Source organism: Lentzea roselyniae (assembly GCF_039537795.1).
GTDB classification, from domain to species: domain Bacteria; phylum Actinomycetota; class Actinomycetes; order Mycobacteriales; family Pseudonocardiaceae; genus Lentzea; species Lentzea atacamensis.
The window spans coordinates 1-17,285 of sequence record NZ_BAABBE010000065.1 but is presented as its reverse complement, the minus strand read 5'-3'; the positions used below and the strand labels follow the sequence as shown (position 1 = coordinate 17,285).

Genomic DNA, 17,285 nt, shown 5'->3' with positions numbered 1-17,285 from the left:
GGTCTAAGATCGGCAACGCGGCCACCGTTTCGCTTCGAGTCCCAACACACCTCGAAGTTGATCACGGTGGCCGTCTCACGTCACCACGCCATCGACCAAGATCACGCCATGCGGCTGTAGTACTAGTTGAAGGCTTCCGGGCGTTCCCGGCGCACCCGGTCGCGCAGCTGCCTGCGATTGGTGATGCCGAACCGGGAGAAGATGTTGCTGAGGTGGTACTCCACGGTCTTGCTGCTCAGGTACAGCTCGGCGGCGATCTCCGGGTTCGTCATGCCGAGTCCGACCCGGTGGGCGATCTCGCGTTCTCGCGCGGTCAGCTCGAGCACTCCGCGTTTGCGTTGCTGCGGCACAGCACCGCTCAACGCGGAGAGGACCTGCTCGCACCGTTCGAGGTAGGGGATGGCACCGATACCCGCGAACCGATCCCGTGCCTTCCGCAACCACGTGGTGCCTTCCTTGTGCCGCCCGCTCGAGTACAGCAGCCTGCCGTAGCACTGTTCCAGCTGTGCCCGGTACAACGGAGCGTCGTCGAGGCCGTCGGGCAGCTCAGCGCCTTCGCGCCAAACCCGCAGCGCTGTCTTCTGATCGTGGCGCCCCTGCGCGATGAGACCGGTCAACCACGACACCAGGAGCTCGGTGTGGAGAGAACCGGGAGGATCCTGGGTCTCTTCGGCCAACGCGGTCTCCGCCTCGTCGGTCCTGCCCACGGCAACAAGCGCCTCGACGTGGAGCGGCCACCACCAGGTGCGGAAGACCAGAGGCCAGCCCGAATCGCGGTCCGGATGGCGCAGCAGTGGTTCCAGCAGCTCGAGCATGCCCTCCGAGTCACCCTTGGCCCTGGCGAGGTGAGCGGCGGCACACGCGCTGTGCACGACGTACTGCGACGGCCCGATCTCACGGACCACTCTGGACACGTGTGCCAACGCCTCCTCAGCCCCGGCGAAGTCACCACGAGAGGAACAGATGATGCTGGTGACGGCGTAGCACTGGGCGTAGGACCACGCTTTGCCTTCCGCGAGCGCGATGGTGATGGCTCGTTCCGCGTTGACGGCCGCCTCCTCCCACCGGCCGAGCTGGTACTGGGCACCGGCGAGGGTGAAGTAGGCGAACTCGTCCTCGGCAGGCACAGAACTGTTGCGCGACAGGCGCAACGCGTTGTTCGCGTCCGTGATCGCGGCCGTCGGCTGGCCATCGAGGAAGCGGAAGACCGCCCGGAAAGTCAGTGGAAACGCGTCGACGGGGGTCGCATCGGCGGGATCCACCGGCAGCCATCCGGTATCGGTGAGCGCGCGAATGCCCTCGCTCGGGCCACGGAGAAAAGCGCGCCCCCACGCCAGGCAGGCACGTCCGATCTGAAGTGCTTGCAGGTTCCGGCGTTCGACCTCGACGACGAGCTGTGCCGCCTCGATCGCCTGCGTGCCGCGGCCGGACAGCGCGTGGGTCATGCTGAGTCCCACCCCGGCCAGCGTGCCGACATGGTTGGAGGTGGTGCCCATGTCCGCCTTGCACAATGCGTTCGTCAGATGCTTCTCGGCCTTGCGGAACTCGCCTTCCGACAGCGCGAACCAGCCCTGGATCGTGCTCTTCATCGGTGACGCCTCACAGGATTCCACCGCTGCGCGTAACGGTGCGGCCCGCGCAGGGTTACGGCCGGTGAGAAACAGCGCAACCGCGGCAAGCGTGCGACGCTCCCTCCCCGCGCGGTGCTCGGAGATGTCGGCGGCCCACAGGAGATGGGTCGCGGCCGCGTCGCTTTCGCCGTGCTCTGCCTCGGCCATCGCCACCTGCTCGAGCTCGCCCGCGAGCTCTTCCGACACGTTGTCCACCGCCGCCACGCGGTGCATCCACGCACCTCGCGAGCTCACCAGTTCTGCCGCGGCGCTGTGCATCGTGCGCCTGCGCTCAGGCACCATCGACTGGTACACGGCGTCCCGTTGGATCCCGTGCCGGAACTCGACCGGGCTGGTCGGCTCGCTGGGCGTCCAGTCGACGAGGCCCGCGGCAAGCGGCGCAGCCAGCTCGCGCACCGGGTTCTCCACGCCGGCGAGCGCGGCGACCTGAGCGAGCGACACCCGGCCGTCCAGCACGGCCAGCGCCTCCAGCAACGCACAGCTCGCCTCGGACATCGACGCCAGCTGCCCCTGGATCAGACCCGTCAGCGAGCGAGCTCCGGTCATGTGCCCGGACGCGGCTTCGGTGAGAAGGGTGAGCACATAGAGTGCGTGGCCGCCCGTTCGCTTGTGGAGGTCGTGCAGTGCGGCGGCGGAGAGCTGAGCACCGCAGCCATTGGCGAGCTTCGCGACATCCGGCAGACTCAGCCCGCCGAGCTGGACACGGGTGTGCTGAGAGGCTGTCGACAACACCCTCTGCTGCTCCTCGTTGAGGATCTCGGCCCTGGTGCGGATGCCCAGGACGATCAGCACGCCGTCCACCCACAGCCGTCGCGTGACGAACCCGAGCGCCTGCACCGACAGCGGATCGGACCACTGCCAGTCGTCGATCACGATGATGACCGGCGCCGTTGACTGCAGCTCACCGAGCAGCAGCAAGAGCTGCTCGCCTGCGGCGAAGGCCGCGCCGCGCGCTTTGACCACCTCGCGCAGCTCCGGGTACTCACGAAGCACCGCACGGTCGACCCTGGCCAGGAGCTGCTTGATGATCCCGTAGCCGTAGTCGCTTTCGGAGCGGTCACCGATGGCCCGCAGGACCGTGAAGCCCTCTGCTTGGGAGAGGAAGCGGCGGATCAGCGAGCTCTTGCCAACACCGGGCTCGCCCTCGATCGTCACCAACCACGGATCACCGGTCCGCACCTTCGCAGCGATGTCACGAAGGGTCGCGAGCTCCTCATCGCGCCCGACGAACGTGTTTCTGACGCAGTCTGATTGCAGATCTTGAAACGGTGACATGGCACCCCGCAGACGGTGTTCCAGTGATTGAAACCAGTCCAACACGTGGACACGGGGATGCTATAAGCGATGTCAACACGGATGACACAAAGAGTAATACAATCTACTTTTTGTTGATTCCCGTACGATTTGCCCATGACCGGCGCAGTCAATCGGCGCGCACAACGCGACTGATGATCAAATCACTCGCCGGCACAGCTCGAGCCAGGCCTCACAGGTCTTGTCGGCACGGCCAGCCGATCTGGACTCTTCCCTGGTCAGGGCCATCGTGGAGACCGCGCCGACCGCCGCAGAACTTCAGTCGCCCAACAACGTCCATCCTGACGGCGGCAGCGAATTCTTCGTATTAGGTCAAACGACAACAGGTAAATACGGGCAGAAAACCCTGCACGTTTTTACAATGGTTCACCCCCGAATAATCAGGCACCGACAGCGCCGAATGTCGGCAGCTCCAGCAGTACCTGTTCAATTCGCTCGATCGCGTCAGCAAGTTCACTCGAACGGCTTAACTCGGCGACAAGGACTGCGCGGCCGGACCCCTCCAACGCACACACCAGCACTTCCCTCAACCGGGCGGCGTGGAGTGCGGCGGCGGCGACCATCATCGTCGCCGTGCCGGTGAACGCGCGGATGTCGGCGGAGGTCGGTTCGAAGGGTCGCAGACCCGCGAGCCGCAGCGCCTCGTTTGCGGCGAGCACCTTGCCGTCAAAATAGGCCTGCCCATTGCCGCTCAGCGCCTGCAGGATCTCCGCCACCGGGTCGACCGTGCTCGCGACCGCGGGCGCGAATGTGGTGCGCAGCGCGGCCGTGAGGGCGTCGACGGAGTCAGGCGAAGCGCCGGACGTACCCTCGGACAACCAGGCAAGGTGAGCAAGCATCGTCGCGCGCACGAGGTGCACCGGCAGCCCTTGATCGATGAGGCCGTCCGCGGGCCCCCTGCCGTCCTGAGGCCAGGCCGAGTGGCTGGCTGCGATGCGATCTCGCGCACGCGTGGCAACGACCACTTCTACGGGGCGCGCTGCGGCTTCCAGCCACGCGGTCGTCAGCCGACCAGGCAGTTGCAGACGGTTCATGTCGCCATGCTCCAAGTCTTCGTCATTTGTAGAAGTCTTCGCGCGACGCGTGACCGGCACCCTCGGGAAACCGCCTAGTCTTCTCCCCCACCAGGGCTCGGCGACGTTCCGACTGGGCAGCCGATGCACGACCTCGTGATCACGGTCCTGGGCCAACAACGGCATCTCGGCTCGCCGAAACAGCATGAGCAGCAGGGATTGCGCTGATCAGCGTGAACCAGGGATGCTCGAGCGCCATCGCAAGCGGGTGACCAGCGGCCGGTTCCACGCTGCGTCTGGTCACGGGCTGCGCGCGCCGGGTACACCGATGCGCTGTTCGCCTCGCCCGCACGATGTCATGTCCAAGCCCTTCGCCGATGGCCTTCCGGGGCTGATCACCCCGGCCCGGGCCCGGCACGACGAGACGGCCACGGCCACCAGCGAGATCAGCGCCACGCCGAACGACGTCGCGCTCGACGAGGCAGCGCTCACCTGCCGGGGTGGATGGAGTTCGGCAACGGCGCGCATGTTCTGGCCGGCCTTTCCGCCGGAGTGACGCTGACCGGCGAGCCGCAACGCTTGCCCGGCTGACGCCGACAGCGGAGGACCGCTCAGCCGACGCCGTGCCCTGCTGCCTGGTGAAGCGCGTCGCGGTTCGGCGATCTGCGTGTAGCGCTGAGCGCCTTTGGCCGATGGGCAACCCACAAGCTTCGCACTGCGGGCTGACAGGACATGCCTTGCCAGGGCGCCGGCTGCCCGGTAGGCCCATCTTTGTTGCCCGGCAATGCAATGACGAGCCTGTCGGCGGTAGTTCCAGCAGAAAAGTCGGCCTCGGTTCCACCAGTTGGACCGCACCCATGAGGGTTTAGGCAGTTCCCCTGGGGTGTTCATGCCGACGCGGCGGCAAGGTGAGGGTCCCTGAAAGCCATGCATGAAGGAGCGGCGGACATGACGGGCATCGACGGAGAGTCAAACTGCCTGGGCGCGGTGGAGAAAGCTGTCGTCGTGCTGCGAGAGATCGCCGCGAGCGCCAGCCCGCTGTCACTGGCGACGCTGGCACGGCGGGCGTCGTTGCCGAAGACCACAGTGCACCGCTTGCTACGCACTCTCGAGGCACAGGGCGTCGTCCAACGCACTGACGCGGGGTACGAGATGCGCGAGAACCTGTTCACCTCGAACAGGCAGGCCCCGTCCGACCTGACGCTCCGGGACAGCGTTCTGCCCGCGATGCTCACGCTCTACAACCGCACCCGGCTGCTGGTACAGCTGATGGTGCTCGACGGTGACCGCGTGCGGTGTGTCGAACAGTTCGACGGCACCCCGAACCGCATCGGCATGCGGGCTCCCCGCGGCACGACCTGGCTGGCCAGGTCGACTGCGGCCGGCCGCGTGCTGCTGGCCAGGCAAGACAGTTCCGCCGAACTGGAGCAGGCAAGGCTGGCAGGCATCGCTCTCGACCGGGGTGCTACCCATCCCGAAGCGACGACCGTGGCACTGCTGGTCACCGGGCCGGGCGGGATGCACGCGGCCGTGTCCGTGACGGGGCCGCACGACGCGGTTGTCCGGACCGATCTCCGGGCGGCGCTGGCGACCGTGGCGGGGCCTCTGCGACAACGCGCTGAGGACCGTCAAATCGCCCGGTTGCGCAGTGCGTGACCGGACACTTGTGCGTGGCTGACAAGTGCTCCTGATGTTCGTCGACCCCCTAACGAGCAGAACTCTTCGTCATCGATGCGGTCAGAGCACTCGTCTTCACCGAGCCGGGACGGGACATCGCGCCAGCTGGGCGAGCTGCCCAGCCGCTCTGAGCTTTCCTCGTCGTCGCGGCGTTCCAGGGTTGGAACGCCGCGACGACAACCTCAGCCAGTTCTGGACACGGCGCGGCGGCGCGCTGATCTGATCTTGATCGCGATCACTCCTTTTAGGACAGTCAGGTTGCGAGCGCGAGGTGTCGCGCCTATCGGCAACCGTCTCCTTCACTTCCAGCTCTGACAGGCTGATGCCGCAGCCGTCGGCCGTCGGGAAGGCACGTTCACCGGGCTTGCGCAGCTGTCCACCGACCCGCGCCTGCACGCCCGAACAGTTCTTCCTGAAATCACAAGGATGTTCTCTCTGCCCTGCGTCTCCCGCACCCACCTGCCAGGCGATTCCCCTAAAGAAAATCCTTGGTGGAACTAGGGAATTTGCCGGTCCTGCCCGACGCCGCGAAGGCGGATCGTTGTGACTGGGACCACGACGACGAGAAAAGCGGGTGACCACGATGAACGCTCCGCTGTCGAACAGGGGCATGGCAACGCTACGCGCGGTGGCGGCCGGCAGAGTAGAGGCGACCTGCAGCATTGAGCCCGACCTCCGGGTCGACGGACTGTTCTGCAGCGACCAGATCACCTCGCACCAGCTGATGCACGCCGGTTACATCCGACTGGCAGACACGCAGCCACCGACGACCTGGGTCCCGGCCGAGCTCACCCTCGCGGGCCGCTTGCTGCTCAACTTGCCCGTCGCGGGACCGATTGCCGAGGCGGCATGAAACCCACACTGTGCGAGCGAGAGCTGCGGTCGCTGATGGCGGTCTACCACCGGCCGTTGCTCGCTTATGCGACCCGCATCACCGGCGACGGCTGGCTGGCCGAGGACCTCGTGCAGGAGGCGCTGACCCGGCTGTGGCAACGGCCTGAAGTGGTGTCGAACCGAGCCAGGATCACACCGTGGCTGTTCACCGTCGTGCGCAATCTGCTCATCGATCGAGCGAGAGCACGCGCCCGACGGCCGCACGAGGTGTTCGACGTCTGCGACAACGTCCAGCAGGACCACGCGGACGAGACCCTGATGTCAATGACGGTGACGGCGATGCTGGACGGCCTGACACCGCAGCACCGCGAGGTTCTGGAGCACGTTTACCTGCGTGACTCCACCCTGCGCCAGGCGGCCCGCGAGCTGAACATACCCGAGGGCACGGCCAAATCCCGGCTGCGCAACGCACTGCGGTTGCTGCGGGACGACCTGCGTGACCCGCTCGCCGCCTAGAAGGTTGACTCCAAGGTCAGTGGTCGTAGGCGATCAGTGAGCGTTTGGTCGGCTGGTTGGTCTTGTCGTTGTCCACATCGCGGCGGTCAGGGCGAGGATGCGTTGCAGGACGCGGGCGATGACTTCGGCTGGGGTGCGTCCGCCATGGCGTTCGAGTTCGAGCTGGCCTTTGAAGGTCTGGTTGATCGACTCGATGGTCTGGCGCAACGGCGTGAACAGCCGTGCGCCAGGCCGTGCGGCCTCGTCTTTGCGGGCTTGGCGCATCAGCACCATCCCAGCGGTGCGCAGGGCGTGCTCGAAGTCGCGGCCGTAGTAGTGCTTGTCCGCGATCACCGTCTGACCGGGGCGTTCGGCCACCAGGGCTGGATCGGCCTCGAGAAGGTTGCAAGCTACCGAGTGCGACCTTTCCGGTTCGGCGCGCCGTCGAACGTCACCGACCAGACGACCGGCCAAGCCTGAAGCCGACTCGCGTTGCTCCGTGTTGGTCGAGCTGTCGGTCTGCCGCTTGACCAACGCGGAACACCTGTCGTTGCTCCGCCGTCAGGACCACCGCGCAGACCTGTGCGCGGCACGAGCTCGGTGTGGCCGGGGATGATCCCGCTTGCTTCCTCCGCGTCACCCGGCACTCGACCCGACGCCGTGGCGGCCGTGTCCCGCACCCGCGGCAACACTTCACGACGCCTCACCCGATGGCGGCCCACGGGCACGACCATCGGCGTGAGGGACACCGGATCCGCGCTGCGATGACGACGCCTACCGCGCTCACAGCTCAGCCAACTTCCGCCGCCGGGCGAGGACCACGAACACAGGTCCGCCGATCACGGCGGTCACGATTCCGACCTACACCTCCCCCCGACGGCAGCACGATCCGTCCGAGCGAGCGCCGCGGCGAACATCAGCACCGTCTTGTCCAGCGCCCAGACAGTCCGGGCACCGAGTTGCTGGAGAACGCCTGCGACATGTTCCGGTCCTCGAGATACACCACATGGCCGGCCTTCACCGATGGCACCGCCTGGAACAACGGGCCGGCACGCACCACAGCGGCCGTTTCGCCAAGGGTCTGCATCACGGTCAGGTCCGCGTCGAGCAGGTTCAGCTGCTAGGGCGACACCTTCGCGGAGAAACCGGCACCTTCAACGCCTCGATCGCGGGCGAGTTGGTGAAGCTGAGTTCGCACATGAAGCCGACCCGGCCGGCGCGCGTGACGTAAGCGGCGTAGGAGTCGGCGTTGCGGACGCCAACCACCACCTTGGCCCCCTGGAACGCCGGGTGCGCACCGGAGGTCTTCTCGAACTTGGCCTCGATCTCGCCCCGCAGCTGCTTCGCGCGATCGGCCCTTCCCACCGCATGGCCGATGAAGTCGAGCTGGTCACGCCACGACGTCAGGTGCGCCCGTGCGCCTTGCGGCATGCCCACCACCGGCACACCCGGAGCGGCGAGCTGGTCGTAGCGCTCCTTCTTGCCACCGGACTTGGTGTCCAGGATCAGGCCGGGGCTCAGCCCGGCCAGCGCCTCCAGGTCGACCTCCTGCGTGCCGAGCATTCTCGGTGCGGTCGAGTACATCTCCGTCACCCACGGGCTGAGCCCGTTACCGCCGACGGCCGGCCAGTCCGCCGCGCCGACCGGCTGCACTCTCAGCGCCAACGCGGTGTCGGCGTCGCTCCAGCCGAGCGCGACGATCCGTTGCGACCGCTTCGGAACCGTCACATCGCCGAAAGCGGTGGTGATCGTGACGGGGAACTGGTCCTCCACCGGAGTAACCCGTGACGGGCCCTTCCAGGCTGGTCGTACAGGCCGCGAGCGCCGCTACGGCGAACCCCGCGGCGATGAGGGACCGGAAGGTGCGCATGCGTGACTGCTCCAGCCAGACGAGTGGTTGCAGCCAGATTTCGGCAGCTTAAGACAGCCTCCCTAATCACGCGCTAGAGGCGGCTCACATTTCACCACGATCAGGCAGATCGGGCCGATTCCGCGCCAAAAAAGGGCAATTTCGCCTTGCTGCCAGGCAAAGCTCGGCGCCGAGGTCTGCCTCAGCGAGAACTGGGCATGAAAGGGAACCAAAGATGCACCATTCACCGCCATGCGAGTCGAGAACACCCACTTGCATGAAAGGACGTCTCCTGAGAGGCAAAACCATTCGTATGCGCATGGGCGTTCGCTTCGCCGATGAGGAACGCGGTGGAGTCGGGGTTCGCAACCGGCCCCCTCGCGCTGTACCACCGTCGTCAGACGTCAAGCACGCTTCCGTCGCATCGCGAACACGACACCGGCACCCAGTCCGATCAGACCAACGCCCGCCAAGACGGTCCACAGCGGTGAAGCCCCCGTCGCGGCCAACGGCGTCGCCGGTGTCTCCACCTTCACCGGGGGAACCGCGGCCGAGGTCGTGGTCATCGTGGCCGGCGGCGAAGTGGGCGTGCTGGTCGACGGCTTCGTCGTGGTCGTCGTGGGCATCGCGGGCGTCGTCGTCGTGGTCGGCGTCGTCGTGGTCGGCGTCGGCCGCACACACTTCACGACCTCGAGCTTCTTCTCGAAAGCCCAGCCCTTGGTGGCGTCGGGGTCGTCCCACGCCTCGACCTTCACCATGAACGTGTGGTCGAGCCGACCGTCGAATTCGCGCTTGAGGCTGTACTCCGTCGCGAACTCGGTCTTGACGAGCTGAGCACCGTCTCCCGTGACGGTCAGGAGGTTGCGCCCCTTCCCGGAGTACGAGCGAAGATCGACGACCAGCTCGGTCTTCTCGTCGACGCACGTAGCCGACACCACGGGAACGTGGGCGTAGGCGGTGGTGACGAACGCCATCGTCGCGAAGGTCGCCCCGCCCACGATCGCGAGTGCGCGGAATGTTCTGCCTGCCATTCTTCTTCCTTCCAGGTCATCAGCAGGTCGAAACCTAGGACAGAGCCATCACGACCTCCATCGAATGAATCGAACGCTGCCCCATCAGCCATCAGAGACTGCGCTGCGACCCAGGTTCGGAGCGGAACGAGGCGAAGCGACAGTCCTGTGTTCCACCACACATGGTCCAGGTTCCGACGACATTTGTGCGAATCGGATGAAACCGCTTCTTCAAGACTGGTCAGCGCTTTAGCCAGGCCATTCGAGCTCGGGAATCTCCCAGCCCTCGCCGCTGGGGCGGCCCGCCGGAGGGCAACGGCGTGCTGCCGGGTTGATCGGCAGCACGCCGCTGTCATTCCTCCTCGCGGAGGAGACCTACTTGGTGGACCCGGCGAGCACGCCTTGCACGAAATACCTCTGGAACGCGAGGAAGACCACCAACGGCACCACCATGGACAGGAACGCCCCGGTCGACAACAGATCCAGGTTCGCGCCGAACTGGCGCAACTGGGACCGCAGAGCGACCGTGATGGGTGCCGAGTCCTGGTCGGCGAACACCAACGCCACCAACAGGTCGTTCCAGACCCACAGGAACTGGAAGATCGTCAACGACGCCAGCGCCGGCTTGGCGATCGGCAGGATCACCCGGCGGAAGACCACCCACTCGGTCGCGCCGTCCATCCGCGCCGCCTCCACCAGATCCGCTGGGATGCCGACGAAGAAGTTGCGCAGCAGGAAGACCGCGAACGGCAAGCCGAAAGCCACGTGGAAGAGCACGACACCGCCCATGGTGCCGAACACCCCCAGTGCTCCGAACAGCTTCGCCACCGGGATCAGTGCGACCTGGATCGGCATCACCAGCAGTCCCACTACCACCACCGTCAGCCAGTCACGACCGGGGAAGTCGATCCACGACAACGCGTACGCGGCCAGCGCGGCGATCACCACGACGAGGAAGGTCGACGGCACCGCGATGAAGACGGTGTTGAGGAACGACTTCCAGATGGTCTCGTTGCCCGCGAGGTTGTCGTAGTTCCGCAGCGTGAGCTCGGCGGGCTTGGTGAAGATGGTCCACCAGCCGCTCCCCGCGTTGTCCTGCTCGCTGCGCAATGAAACGACCAGCAACCCGAACACCGGCATCAGCCAGAACACCGCGACCAGCGCAAGGCCGACCTGCACCGCACCGTTGCCGAGCTTCGCCGCGAATCGGGTCAGCGGCCCTCGTTTCAGCGACCCGGTCACCGCCACCTCGACAACGCGTGTTTCACGAGACTCGCGAGTCAGCACTGTGGTCATGATCGCTCCCGTCGGAACCTGCGGATGTTGTAGAGCATCGCCGGCGCGACGAGCACGAAGAGGATGATCGCCAACGCACTGCCGGCGCCCTGGTCGCCACCGGTCCCGAAGGAGACCTGCCACATCTGCAGTGCCAGAACGTTGGCTTCCTCCTGGACAGACCCCGGCGCGATCACGAAGACCAGCTCGAAGATCTTCAACACGTTGATCACCAGCGTCACCAGCACGGTGAGCAGCACCGGTGCCAGCAGCGGCACCGTGACCCGTTTGAACACCTGCCACTCAGTCGCACCGTCGACCCGCGCGGCTTCCAGCGCGTCACGGGGAATCGCGGACAGTCCCGCCGCGATGAACGTGATGGCGAATCCCGTCATGATCCAGATCCACGATGAAATGATCACCGGGGTGACCAGTGCGGGCCCGAGCCAGGTGAGACCGCGGAACGGCAGTTCGAAGTTGCTCGACGGCAAACGCACTGAGTACTTCCCCGCCTGCAGGCCGGCGAAGGTGAACCCGCCGTCGTCGCCCGTCGTCGTGGTCGACACAACGGCTCCATCACGAACGATCTCGACGGTGAGGCCGGGCAGTCCGCGTTCCGGGGCATCGATCTGGCCAGACCTGCCACCTGCCGACACGTCGAGCCACACCGCACCGCGCAGCTCGGTGGTACCGGACTGCGGCTGGAAAACGGGACGGGCACTGGTCGGCAAATGCTGCGGCGAATACCCGACCAGGGGCAGGAACACCACATCCCCGGCGTGAACCGTCGCGGTGCTGGTGTATCCCTGCTCACCGGCGTCGAACCCCGAACGCGGACGGGCGCCGGGATAAGGCGATGGCGAAGCGAACACGTCGTGCACACCGACCAGCGCCGCGTTCGCGACGCCGCGCTCCGGGTCCTCTTCGTACAGAAGCCGGAAGATGACCCCGGAAGCGAACAGCGAGATCGCCATCGGCATGAACAGGATCAGCCGGAACGCCGTGGCCCAGCGGATCCGCTCGGTCAGAACCGCGAAGATCAAGCCGAGGCAGGTGACGGCCGCCGGCGCGACGATCACCCAGATCACGTTGTTGCGGAAGGCGATGAGTGTTCGTGGATCCGTGAACGTGTCGACGTAGTTGCGCAGACCGACGAACTCGTTGCCGCTCGCGTCGAACAAGCTGCGGAACAACGAGTAGACGAGCGGATAGACCACCAGGGAACCGAGGATCACCACGGCAGGCAGGAGGAACAGCGCAGCCTTGCCGCGCGACGCCCCGGATGTGACCGTCTGACCGCGAGGGCCGAGCCTCTGGGTCACGGCGCGTACGCCTTGGCAGCACTGGACTCAAGCCGACTCATCGTCTCATCGATCTTGCTCGGATCGGCGAGGAAGTCCTGCAACGCTTTCCACATGCCAGTCCCCTTGCTGCCGCCGAAGGCCGCCGGCGTGAGGTCAGAGAGGTCGAACCGCACGTTGTCCCCCGCGTCGAGGACGCTCTGAACCAGCGCACGAGTGACGTCATCCGGGTACGACTGGGTGCTGATCCCCTTGTTGGCAGAGAGGAACCCGCCCTGAGCCGCCCATACCTGACCGGACTCCGGGGACGCCAGGAACTGCATGAACTGATTGGTCGCCTCGTCGTCCTTGAACTGCACGGCCATGTCGCCACCGGCGACGACCGCGGGTGCGCTGCCGTTCAGCGAGGGGAACTGGAAGAACCCCGCGTCACGACCGATGACAGCCTTGGTGCTGGAGCTGATGACACCTGAGACGAAGTCGCCCTCGAAGACCATCGCGGCCTTGCCGGGCTCTCCGAAGACATCCGTGACAGACTTCGCGAACTCCGTCTGCAGGGCACCTGAGGAACCGCCCGCAATCAGCTTCTGATCGCCGAAGAGCTTCGCGAGCTCGTGCAGCGCAGCCTTCACAGTCGGGTCGGTCCAAGGGAGCTCATGCTTGGCGAGCTTGTCGTAGCTGTCCAGGTCAGCGGTGCGCAAGTAGATGTTCTCGAACCAGTCTGTGAGTGTCCAGCCGTCGGCACCCGCGATTGACACAGCGGGGACACCCGCGTCCGCGAGGCTCCGGGAAATGGAGAGGAACCGGTCCCACGTGGCCGGTTGCTCCGGTGAAAGCGCGACCGACTCGAAAGCCTTGGTGTTGTACCAAACCGTGGACTTGTTAGCGATCTTGAAGTAGACGCCGTAGAGCATTGAGTCAAAGCTGCCGAGCTTCTTCCAGATCGGTGCGTAGTTGGCGACGACCGCCTCCTCCACCTTGTCGTGCACCGGTTTGATCGCGCCCGACTTCGCGAGCTGGGCGGCGAACCCCGGCTGTGACACAAGAGCCACGCTCGGCGGGGTGCCACCCGAGACTCTCGTCTGAACCACGGTCGGCAGCTCATCACCCGCGCCCGTGTACCTGACCTCGGCTCCGGTCTTGTTCTCGAACGCGTCGAGCACCTTCTCGAAGCGAACCTGTTCTTCGCCGGACCACGTGCCGACCACGTCGACGGTCTGGCCGGCCAGTTCTCCATCGCCACTCGTCCCGCTGGTGCCGCAGGCGCTCACGGCGACCACCACGGCGATCAGCCCAGCGATCATGGTTCGTCTCATGACGTCTCCTCGTTCCAGATGGCGGTACCGGTGACCGGGTCGAAGAAGTGCATGCGGGACGTGTCGACCCAGGTCGCGAGCTGCTGTCCCTCGTAGATCCGCGAGCGCGGGCTGAAGCGGCCGACCAGCACGATCGAGTCGCTCGGTGCACGCACGGTGTCAGCTCCGGAATCCTCCGCAAGTGCACGCGTGTCAGCCGTGTCGGCGGGCTTGGCGTCGACCGGGAAGTGCACGAGCACGTCCGATCCCATCGCCTCGACCAAGTCCGCGACCGAATGCAGCAACGCTCCCTCCGCCTGATCCACGAGGGTCGCGTCTTCCATGTCCTCCGGCCGGATTCCGACTACGACGTCGCGGCCGACGTACTGAGCGAGGGCAGGGCGTTCCTGCAGGATCGAGTCGGGCAACCGCAGCGTGTCCGAATTGAGCTTCACCCAGTGCTGGCCCTGGTCGTCCACCGTCAGCCCGGCCTGAATCAGGTTCATCCCCGGCGAGCCGATGAAGCCCGAGACGAACAGGTTCACCGGCCGGTCGTACAGCTCCTGTGGCGGAGCGACCTGTTGCAGCACTCCGCCTTTCATCACCGCGACGCGATCGCCCAGCGTCATCGCCTCGGTCTGGTCATGAGTCACGTACACGGTTGTGACACCCAGATCACGTTGCATCCGCGCGATCTGCGCCCGCATCTGCACTCGGAGCTTGGCATCCAAATTGGACAAAGGTTCGTCCATCAGGAACACCTGCGGTGCACGCACCATCGCCCGGCCCATCGCCACGCGCTGCCGCTGGCCTCCGGACAGGTTGCGCGGCTTCCGGTCGAGGTGATCCGTGAGCTCGAGCATCTCGGCGACTCGGCGCACACGCTGCTCGATGTCCGTCTTCGGCATTCTGCGCAGGGTGAGGCCGAACGCGATGTTGTCGAAGACGTTCAGGTGCGGGTACAACGCGTAGGACTGGAACACCATCGCGACGTCACGATCACGAGACGGAATGTCGTTCACCACGCGATCGCCGATTCGGATCTCGCCCTCGCTGACGGTCTCGAGCCCCGCGACCATCCGCAGCGCAGTCGTCTTCCCACAACCCGACGGGCCGACCAGGACGAGAAACTCACCGTCCTGGATTTCCAGGTCGAGCTTCGTCACGGCACGAGTGCCGTCGCCGTAAGCCTTGCCCAGGCCGGCAAGCACGAGTTCAGCCACACCAACTCCCACGACACTGTGCGAACAGGCACCGCGAACGCGGTGTGTCAGCGAAGTTATGCGGCGTCGCCCTAACAGACCATTAAGTGCCGAGAACGATCGTTTTAATGGACAGAAGGGAAAGGTTTTGTGCCCGGGCGCACCCTGGACAGGCCGTCAATCCGTTGAGCCACTTAGGCTTTCCCCCATGTCGAGAGCTCTCGTGGTCGAGGACGACCCGGCGGTGCAAGCAGCGCTGGTCCAGGCCCTCAACGGGCTCGGTCTCACCGCACAGGCTGTCGGCACCGCGGCGGCAGCACTCCAGGAGGTGGTCGCTGCCGAGCCCGACCTCGTACTGCTCGATCTCGGCCTCCCCGATCTCGACGGCATGGTGGTGCTCACCATGCTCCGCAGCGTCAGCGACGTCCCGGTCATCGTGGCGACCGCCCGCGGCGACGAATCCTCCGTCGTGCAGTCGCTCAACTCCGGCGCCGACGACTACATCGTCAAACCGTTCACCAGCACGCATCTCTCCGCCCGCATCACCGCCTTGCTCCGGCGCGCCAAAGCCGGCCCCAAGACCGGGGAACCGGATGAGACGATCCATATCGGCGATCTCCAGATCGACCCGAACAGGCGGCACGCGGCGCTCGCCGGTGCGAGGCTCGTCCTCACCAGACGAGAGTTCGACCTGCTGGCCTATCTGGCACGGCGCCCTGACCAAGTCGTGAGCAGACAAGAGCTGTTCGAGGCGGTGTGGGACCAGTCGGCCTCCGCCGACGACCGTACGATCGACGTGCACACTTCGTGGCTGCGCCGCAAGCTCGGTGAGACCGCGGCCGAACCACGCTACCTGCACACGGTTCGCGGGGTCGGTTACCGCTTCACGAATCCCGGATGAGACGTTTCGTCACACTGGCGCTCCTGCGCGCCTGCAGCGGAGCCAGCGCGCTTGTGGTGCTGCTGGCGGTCGCGGTGTCCATGTCGTACGAACATGACCTCGCGCACGCGCAGGACGGTCATGACTCGGCGATGGTGGCGGAAGTGCTGGCGGCCACCGAGAACCTGGATGCGGTTCGCTCGACCATCAGCCGCACGGAGGCCGGGAAGTCCGGCCGTCTCAAGGTCGTGCTGGCGAACGGCGAGACGCTCGGCTTGACCAGTGGCGCCCCGGCTGTCGTGCGCCCGGTGCTGGCAGCCGACGGACGACCGGCGAGCGTGTCCGTTGTGCCTTCAGCAGTTCCGTTCCCTCTCGGGACGTTCGTGCTGGCTCTGATCACCGCCCTCATCGGTGTCGTCAGCACACTGGCACTCGGCGTGCGGTCACTGCGGCCGGTCACCCGCGCACTGGTCGTGCTGGCCGAAACCGCTAAAGAAGGTCATGGCCGGGTGCGGGCGCACGGACCGGTCGAGATCGAGGATCTCGCCGAAGCGGTCAACGCGGCCATCGACAGGACGGACGAACTGCTCGCGAAGGAGCGTGCGATGATCGCAGACGTCTCGCACCGGCTTCGCACTCCGCTGACCGCACTGCGGCTCGACGCCGAACTGATCGGAGAGGGAGCCGCGTCACAACGGGTCCGCTTCTCTGTCGCGGCGCTGGAACAGAGCGTCAACCAGATCATCAACTCCCTGCAGGCCGGCACGGTGCCGGCGACGACGCCGCACTCCGACCTCGTTGTGGCGGTGGCGGAACGGATGACGTTCTGGTCGGCCTACGCCACGACACAGCGCCGCCCCTTCGACCTGCTCCTGCCTGAAGGCCCGGCCCCGGTGCCGCTTCCTCGCGAGCAGGTCGACGCGGTCGTGGACACCTTGCTGGCCAACGTCTTCCAGCACACACCTCCTTCCGCGCCGGTGACGGTGGAGGTGGCACGGCATGCCGGCTGGGTCACGCTCGTCGTGGAGGACGGCGGTCCCGGCTTCGCCGAACCCCGTGGTGCCCTGCGCCGTGGCAGCAGTGGCGGCGGATCGACCGGGCTCGGACTCGACATCGCCAGGTCCGCCGCCGAGTCCACGGGCGGACGTATCATCATCGACAAGGGACCTCTGGGCGGCGCACGCGTGCGGTTGAAGGTGGCAGAGGCAGGCCGCGATCAATGCCCGGAGGATCCACGTGCCTGGCGCCTGTGGTCGCGGAGCCACGGACGCTCGCCATCGCTGTGAGATCGCGCCTGCCAACGCAGAACGCGAAGGAAGATTCCTCGTCGAACGGCAGGCAAGGGTGGTGTCGGGGTCGGTGCCACCCCTGCCGTCGTTCCTACTGCGAGAGCAGCTGGGCGCAGCGGATCAGGCCCAGGTGCGAGTACGCCTGCGGGTGGTTGCCCAGCGAGCGCTCGGCCACCGGGTCGTACTCCTCCGGCAGCAGGCCCGTGGGGCCCGCGGCCGC

15 protein-coding genes and 1 pseudogene are annotated in these 17,285 nt (G+C 66.1%); 6 read left to right on the top strand and 10 right to left on the bottom strand.

Annotated elements, in window-relative coordinates; translation table 11 throughout:
* Positions 1-122 precede the first annotated feature (122 nt).
* Both ABFX45_RS44450 and ABFX45_RS44445 read right to left on the bottom strand, forming a co-directional pair.
* Positions 123-2,906 (bottom strand): ATP-binding protein, encoded by a 2,784-nt coding sequence (locus tag ABFX45_RS44450; protein WP_346137154.1) that lies wholly within the window; start codon positions 2,904-2,906, stop codon positions 123-125.
* Between the two features lie 419 nt (positions 2,907-3,325).
* Positions 3,326-3,979 carry an aromatic amino acid lyase gene (locus ABFX45_RS44445; RefSeq protein ID WP_346137153.1) on the bottom strand — a complete coding sequence of 218 codons (654 nt, stop codon included), beginning with the start codon at positions 3,977-3,979 and terminating at the stop codon, positions 3,326-3,328.
* A 337-nt stretch (positions 3,980-4,316) separates the two neighbouring features.
* Here ABFX45_RS44445 and ABFX45_RS44440 point away from each other — a divergent pair, with 337 nt between their 5' ends.
* The 4 genes from ABFX45_RS44440 (at position 4,317) to ABFX45_RS44425 (ending at position 6,985) form a co-directional block, all read left to right on the top strand.
* Positions 4,317-4,514 carry a hypothetical protein gene (locus ABFX45_RS44440; protein ID WP_346137152.1) on the top strand — a complete coding sequence of 66 codons (198 nt, stop codon included), beginning with the start codon at positions 4,317-4,319 and terminating at the stop codon, positions 4,512-4,514.
* 392 nt (positions 4,515-4,906) lie between these two features.
* Positions 4,907-5,614 (top strand): IclR family transcriptional regulator, encoded by a 708-nt coding sequence (locus ABFX45_RS44435; protein WP_346137151.1) that lies wholly within the window; start codon positions 4,907-4,909, stop codon positions 5,612-5,614.
* Between the two features lie 604 nt (positions 5,615-6,218).
* A complete protein-coding gene (locus ABFX45_RS44430) occupies positions 6,219-6,488 on the top strand; it encodes a hypothetical protein (RefSeq protein WP_109638966.1) in 270 nt (89 codons plus the stop codon).
* Positions 6,485-6,985 (top strand): sigma-70 family RNA polymerase sigma factor, encoded by a 501-nt coding sequence (locus ABFX45_RS44425; RefSeq protein WP_346137150.1) that lies wholly within the window; start codon positions 6,485-6,487, stop codon positions 6,983-6,985. Before ABFX45_RS44430 ends, ABFX45_RS44425 begins: the two co-directional genes overlap by 4 nt.
* A 16-nt stretch (positions 6,986-7,001) precedes the next feature.
* On the opposite strand, the pseudogene ABFX45_RS44420 reads toward ABFX45_RS44425, so the two are convergent.
* From ABFX45_RS44420 to ABFX45_RS44390, 7 genes and pseudogenes are all read right to left on the bottom strand, one after another.
* Positions 7,002-7,369 (bottom strand): annotated as a pseudogene (locus tag ABFX45_RS44420) (IS982 family transposase); the annotation flags it as partial.
* Positions 7,370-8,077: 708 nt separating this feature from the next.
* Positions 8,078-8,737: an ABC transporter substrate-binding protein gene (locus ABFX45_RS44415; RefSeq protein WP_346137148.1), complete on the bottom strand. Its 660-nt coding sequence runs from the start codon at positions 8,735-8,737 to the stop codon at positions 8,078-8,080.
* Between the two features lie 480 nt (positions 8,738-9,217).
* Positions 9,218-9,844, bottom strand: coding sequence for an LPXTG cell wall anchor domain-containing protein (locus ABFX45_RS44410; RefSeq protein ID WP_346137147.1), 627 nt, complete (start codon positions 9,842-9,844; stop codon positions 9,218-9,220).
* Positions 9,845-10,198: 354 nt separating this feature from the next.
* Positions 10,199-11,119, bottom strand: coding sequence for a carbohydrate ABC transporter permease (locus ABFX45_RS44405; RefSeq protein WP_346137146.1), 921 nt, complete (start codon positions 11,117-11,119; stop codon positions 10,199-10,201).
* Positions 11,116-12,420, bottom strand: coding sequence for an ABC transporter permease (locus ABFX45_RS44400; protein WP_346137145.1), 1,305 nt, complete (start codon positions 12,418-12,420; stop codon positions 11,116-11,118). The genes ABFX45_RS44405 and ABFX45_RS44400 overlap by 4 nt, the downstream gene beginning before the upstream one ends.
* A complete protein-coding gene (locus ABFX45_RS44395; RefSeq protein ID WP_346137144.1) occupies positions 12,417-13,715 on the bottom strand; it encodes an ABC transporter substrate-binding protein in 1,299 nt (432 codons plus the stop codon). The genes ABFX45_RS44400 and ABFX45_RS44395 overlap by 4 nt, the downstream gene beginning before the upstream one ends.
* Entirely contained in the window at positions 13,712-14,917 is a 1,206-nt protein-coding gene (locus tag ABFX45_RS44390) for an ABC transporter ATP-binding protein (protein ID WP_346137143.1), read from the bottom strand. The genes ABFX45_RS44395 and ABFX45_RS44390 overlap by 4 nt, the downstream gene beginning before the upstream one ends.
* A 187-nt stretch (positions 14,918-15,104) precedes the next feature.
* Here ABFX45_RS44390 and ABFX45_RS44385 point away from each other — a divergent pair, with 187 nt between their 5' ends.
* Entirely contained in the window at positions 15,105-15,797 is a 693-nt protein-coding gene (locus ABFX45_RS44385; protein WP_346137142.1) for a winged helix-turn-helix domain-containing protein, read from the top strand.
* Positions 15,794-17,062, top strand: coding sequence for an ATP-binding protein (locus ABFX45_RS44380; RefSeq protein WP_346137141.1), 1,269 nt, complete (start codon positions 15,794-15,796; stop codon positions 17,060-17,062). Before ABFX45_RS44385 ends, ABFX45_RS44380 begins: the two co-directional genes overlap by 4 nt.
* A gap of 94 nt (positions 17,063-17,156) precedes the next feature.
* Here ABFX45_RS44380 and ABFX45_RS46735 read toward each other — a convergent pair.
* A partial coding sequence (locus ABFX45_RS46735) for a glycoside hydrolase family 15 protein (RefSeq protein ID WP_428834283.1) occupies positions 17,157-17,285 on the bottom strand: 129 nt, incomplete at its 5' end.

What these genes read in the sequence shown, in the direction of transcription:
- ABFX45_RS44450 (WP_346137154.1), bottom strand. Translation starts at nt 2,906, where the DNA reads ATGTCACCGTTTCAAGATCTGCAATCAGACTGCGTCAGAAACACGTTC.
- ABFX45_RS44445 (WP_346137153.1), bottom strand. Translation starts at nt 3,979, where the DNA reads ATGAACCGTCTGCAACTGCCTGGTCGGCTGACGACCGCGTGGCTGGAA.
- ABFX45_RS44440 (WP_346137152.1), top strand. Translation starts at nt 4,317, where the DNA reads ATGTCCAAGCCCTTCGCCGATGGCCTTCCGGGGCTGATCACCCCGGCC.
- ABFX45_RS44435 (WP_346137151.1), top strand. Translation starts at nt 4,907, where the DNA reads ATGACGGGCATCGACGGAGAGTCAAACTGCCTGGGCGCGGTGGAGAAA.
- ABFX45_RS44430 (WP_109638966.1), top strand. Translation starts at nt 6,219, where the DNA reads ATGAACGCTCCGCTGTCGAACAGGGGCATGGCAACGCTACGCGCGGTG.
- ABFX45_RS44425 (WP_346137150.1), top strand. Translation starts at nt 6,485, where the DNA reads ATGAAACCCACACTGTGCGAGCGAGAGCTGCGGTCGCTGATGGCGGTC.
- ABFX45_RS44410 (WP_346137147.1), bottom strand. Translation starts at nt 9,844, where the DNA reads ATGGCAGGCAGAACATTCCGCGCACTCGCGATCGTGGGCGGGGCGACC.
- ABFX45_RS44405 (WP_346137146.1), bottom strand. Translation starts at nt 11,119, where the DNA reads ATGACCACAGTGCTGACTCGCGAGTCTCGTGAAACACGCGTTGTCGAG.
- ABFX45_RS44395 (WP_346137144.1), bottom strand. Translation starts at nt 13,715, where the DNA reads ATGAGACGAACCATGATCGCTGGGCTGATCGCCGTGGTGGTCGCCGTG.
- ABFX45_RS44385 (WP_346137142.1), top strand. Translation starts at nt 15,105, where the DNA reads ATGTCGAGAGCTCTCGTGGTCGAGGACGACCCGGCGGTGCAAGCAGCG.
- ABFX45_RS44380 (WP_346137141.1), top strand. Translation starts at nt 15,794, where the DNA reads ATGAGACGTTTCGTCACACTGGCGCTCCTGCGCGCCTGCAGCGGAGCC.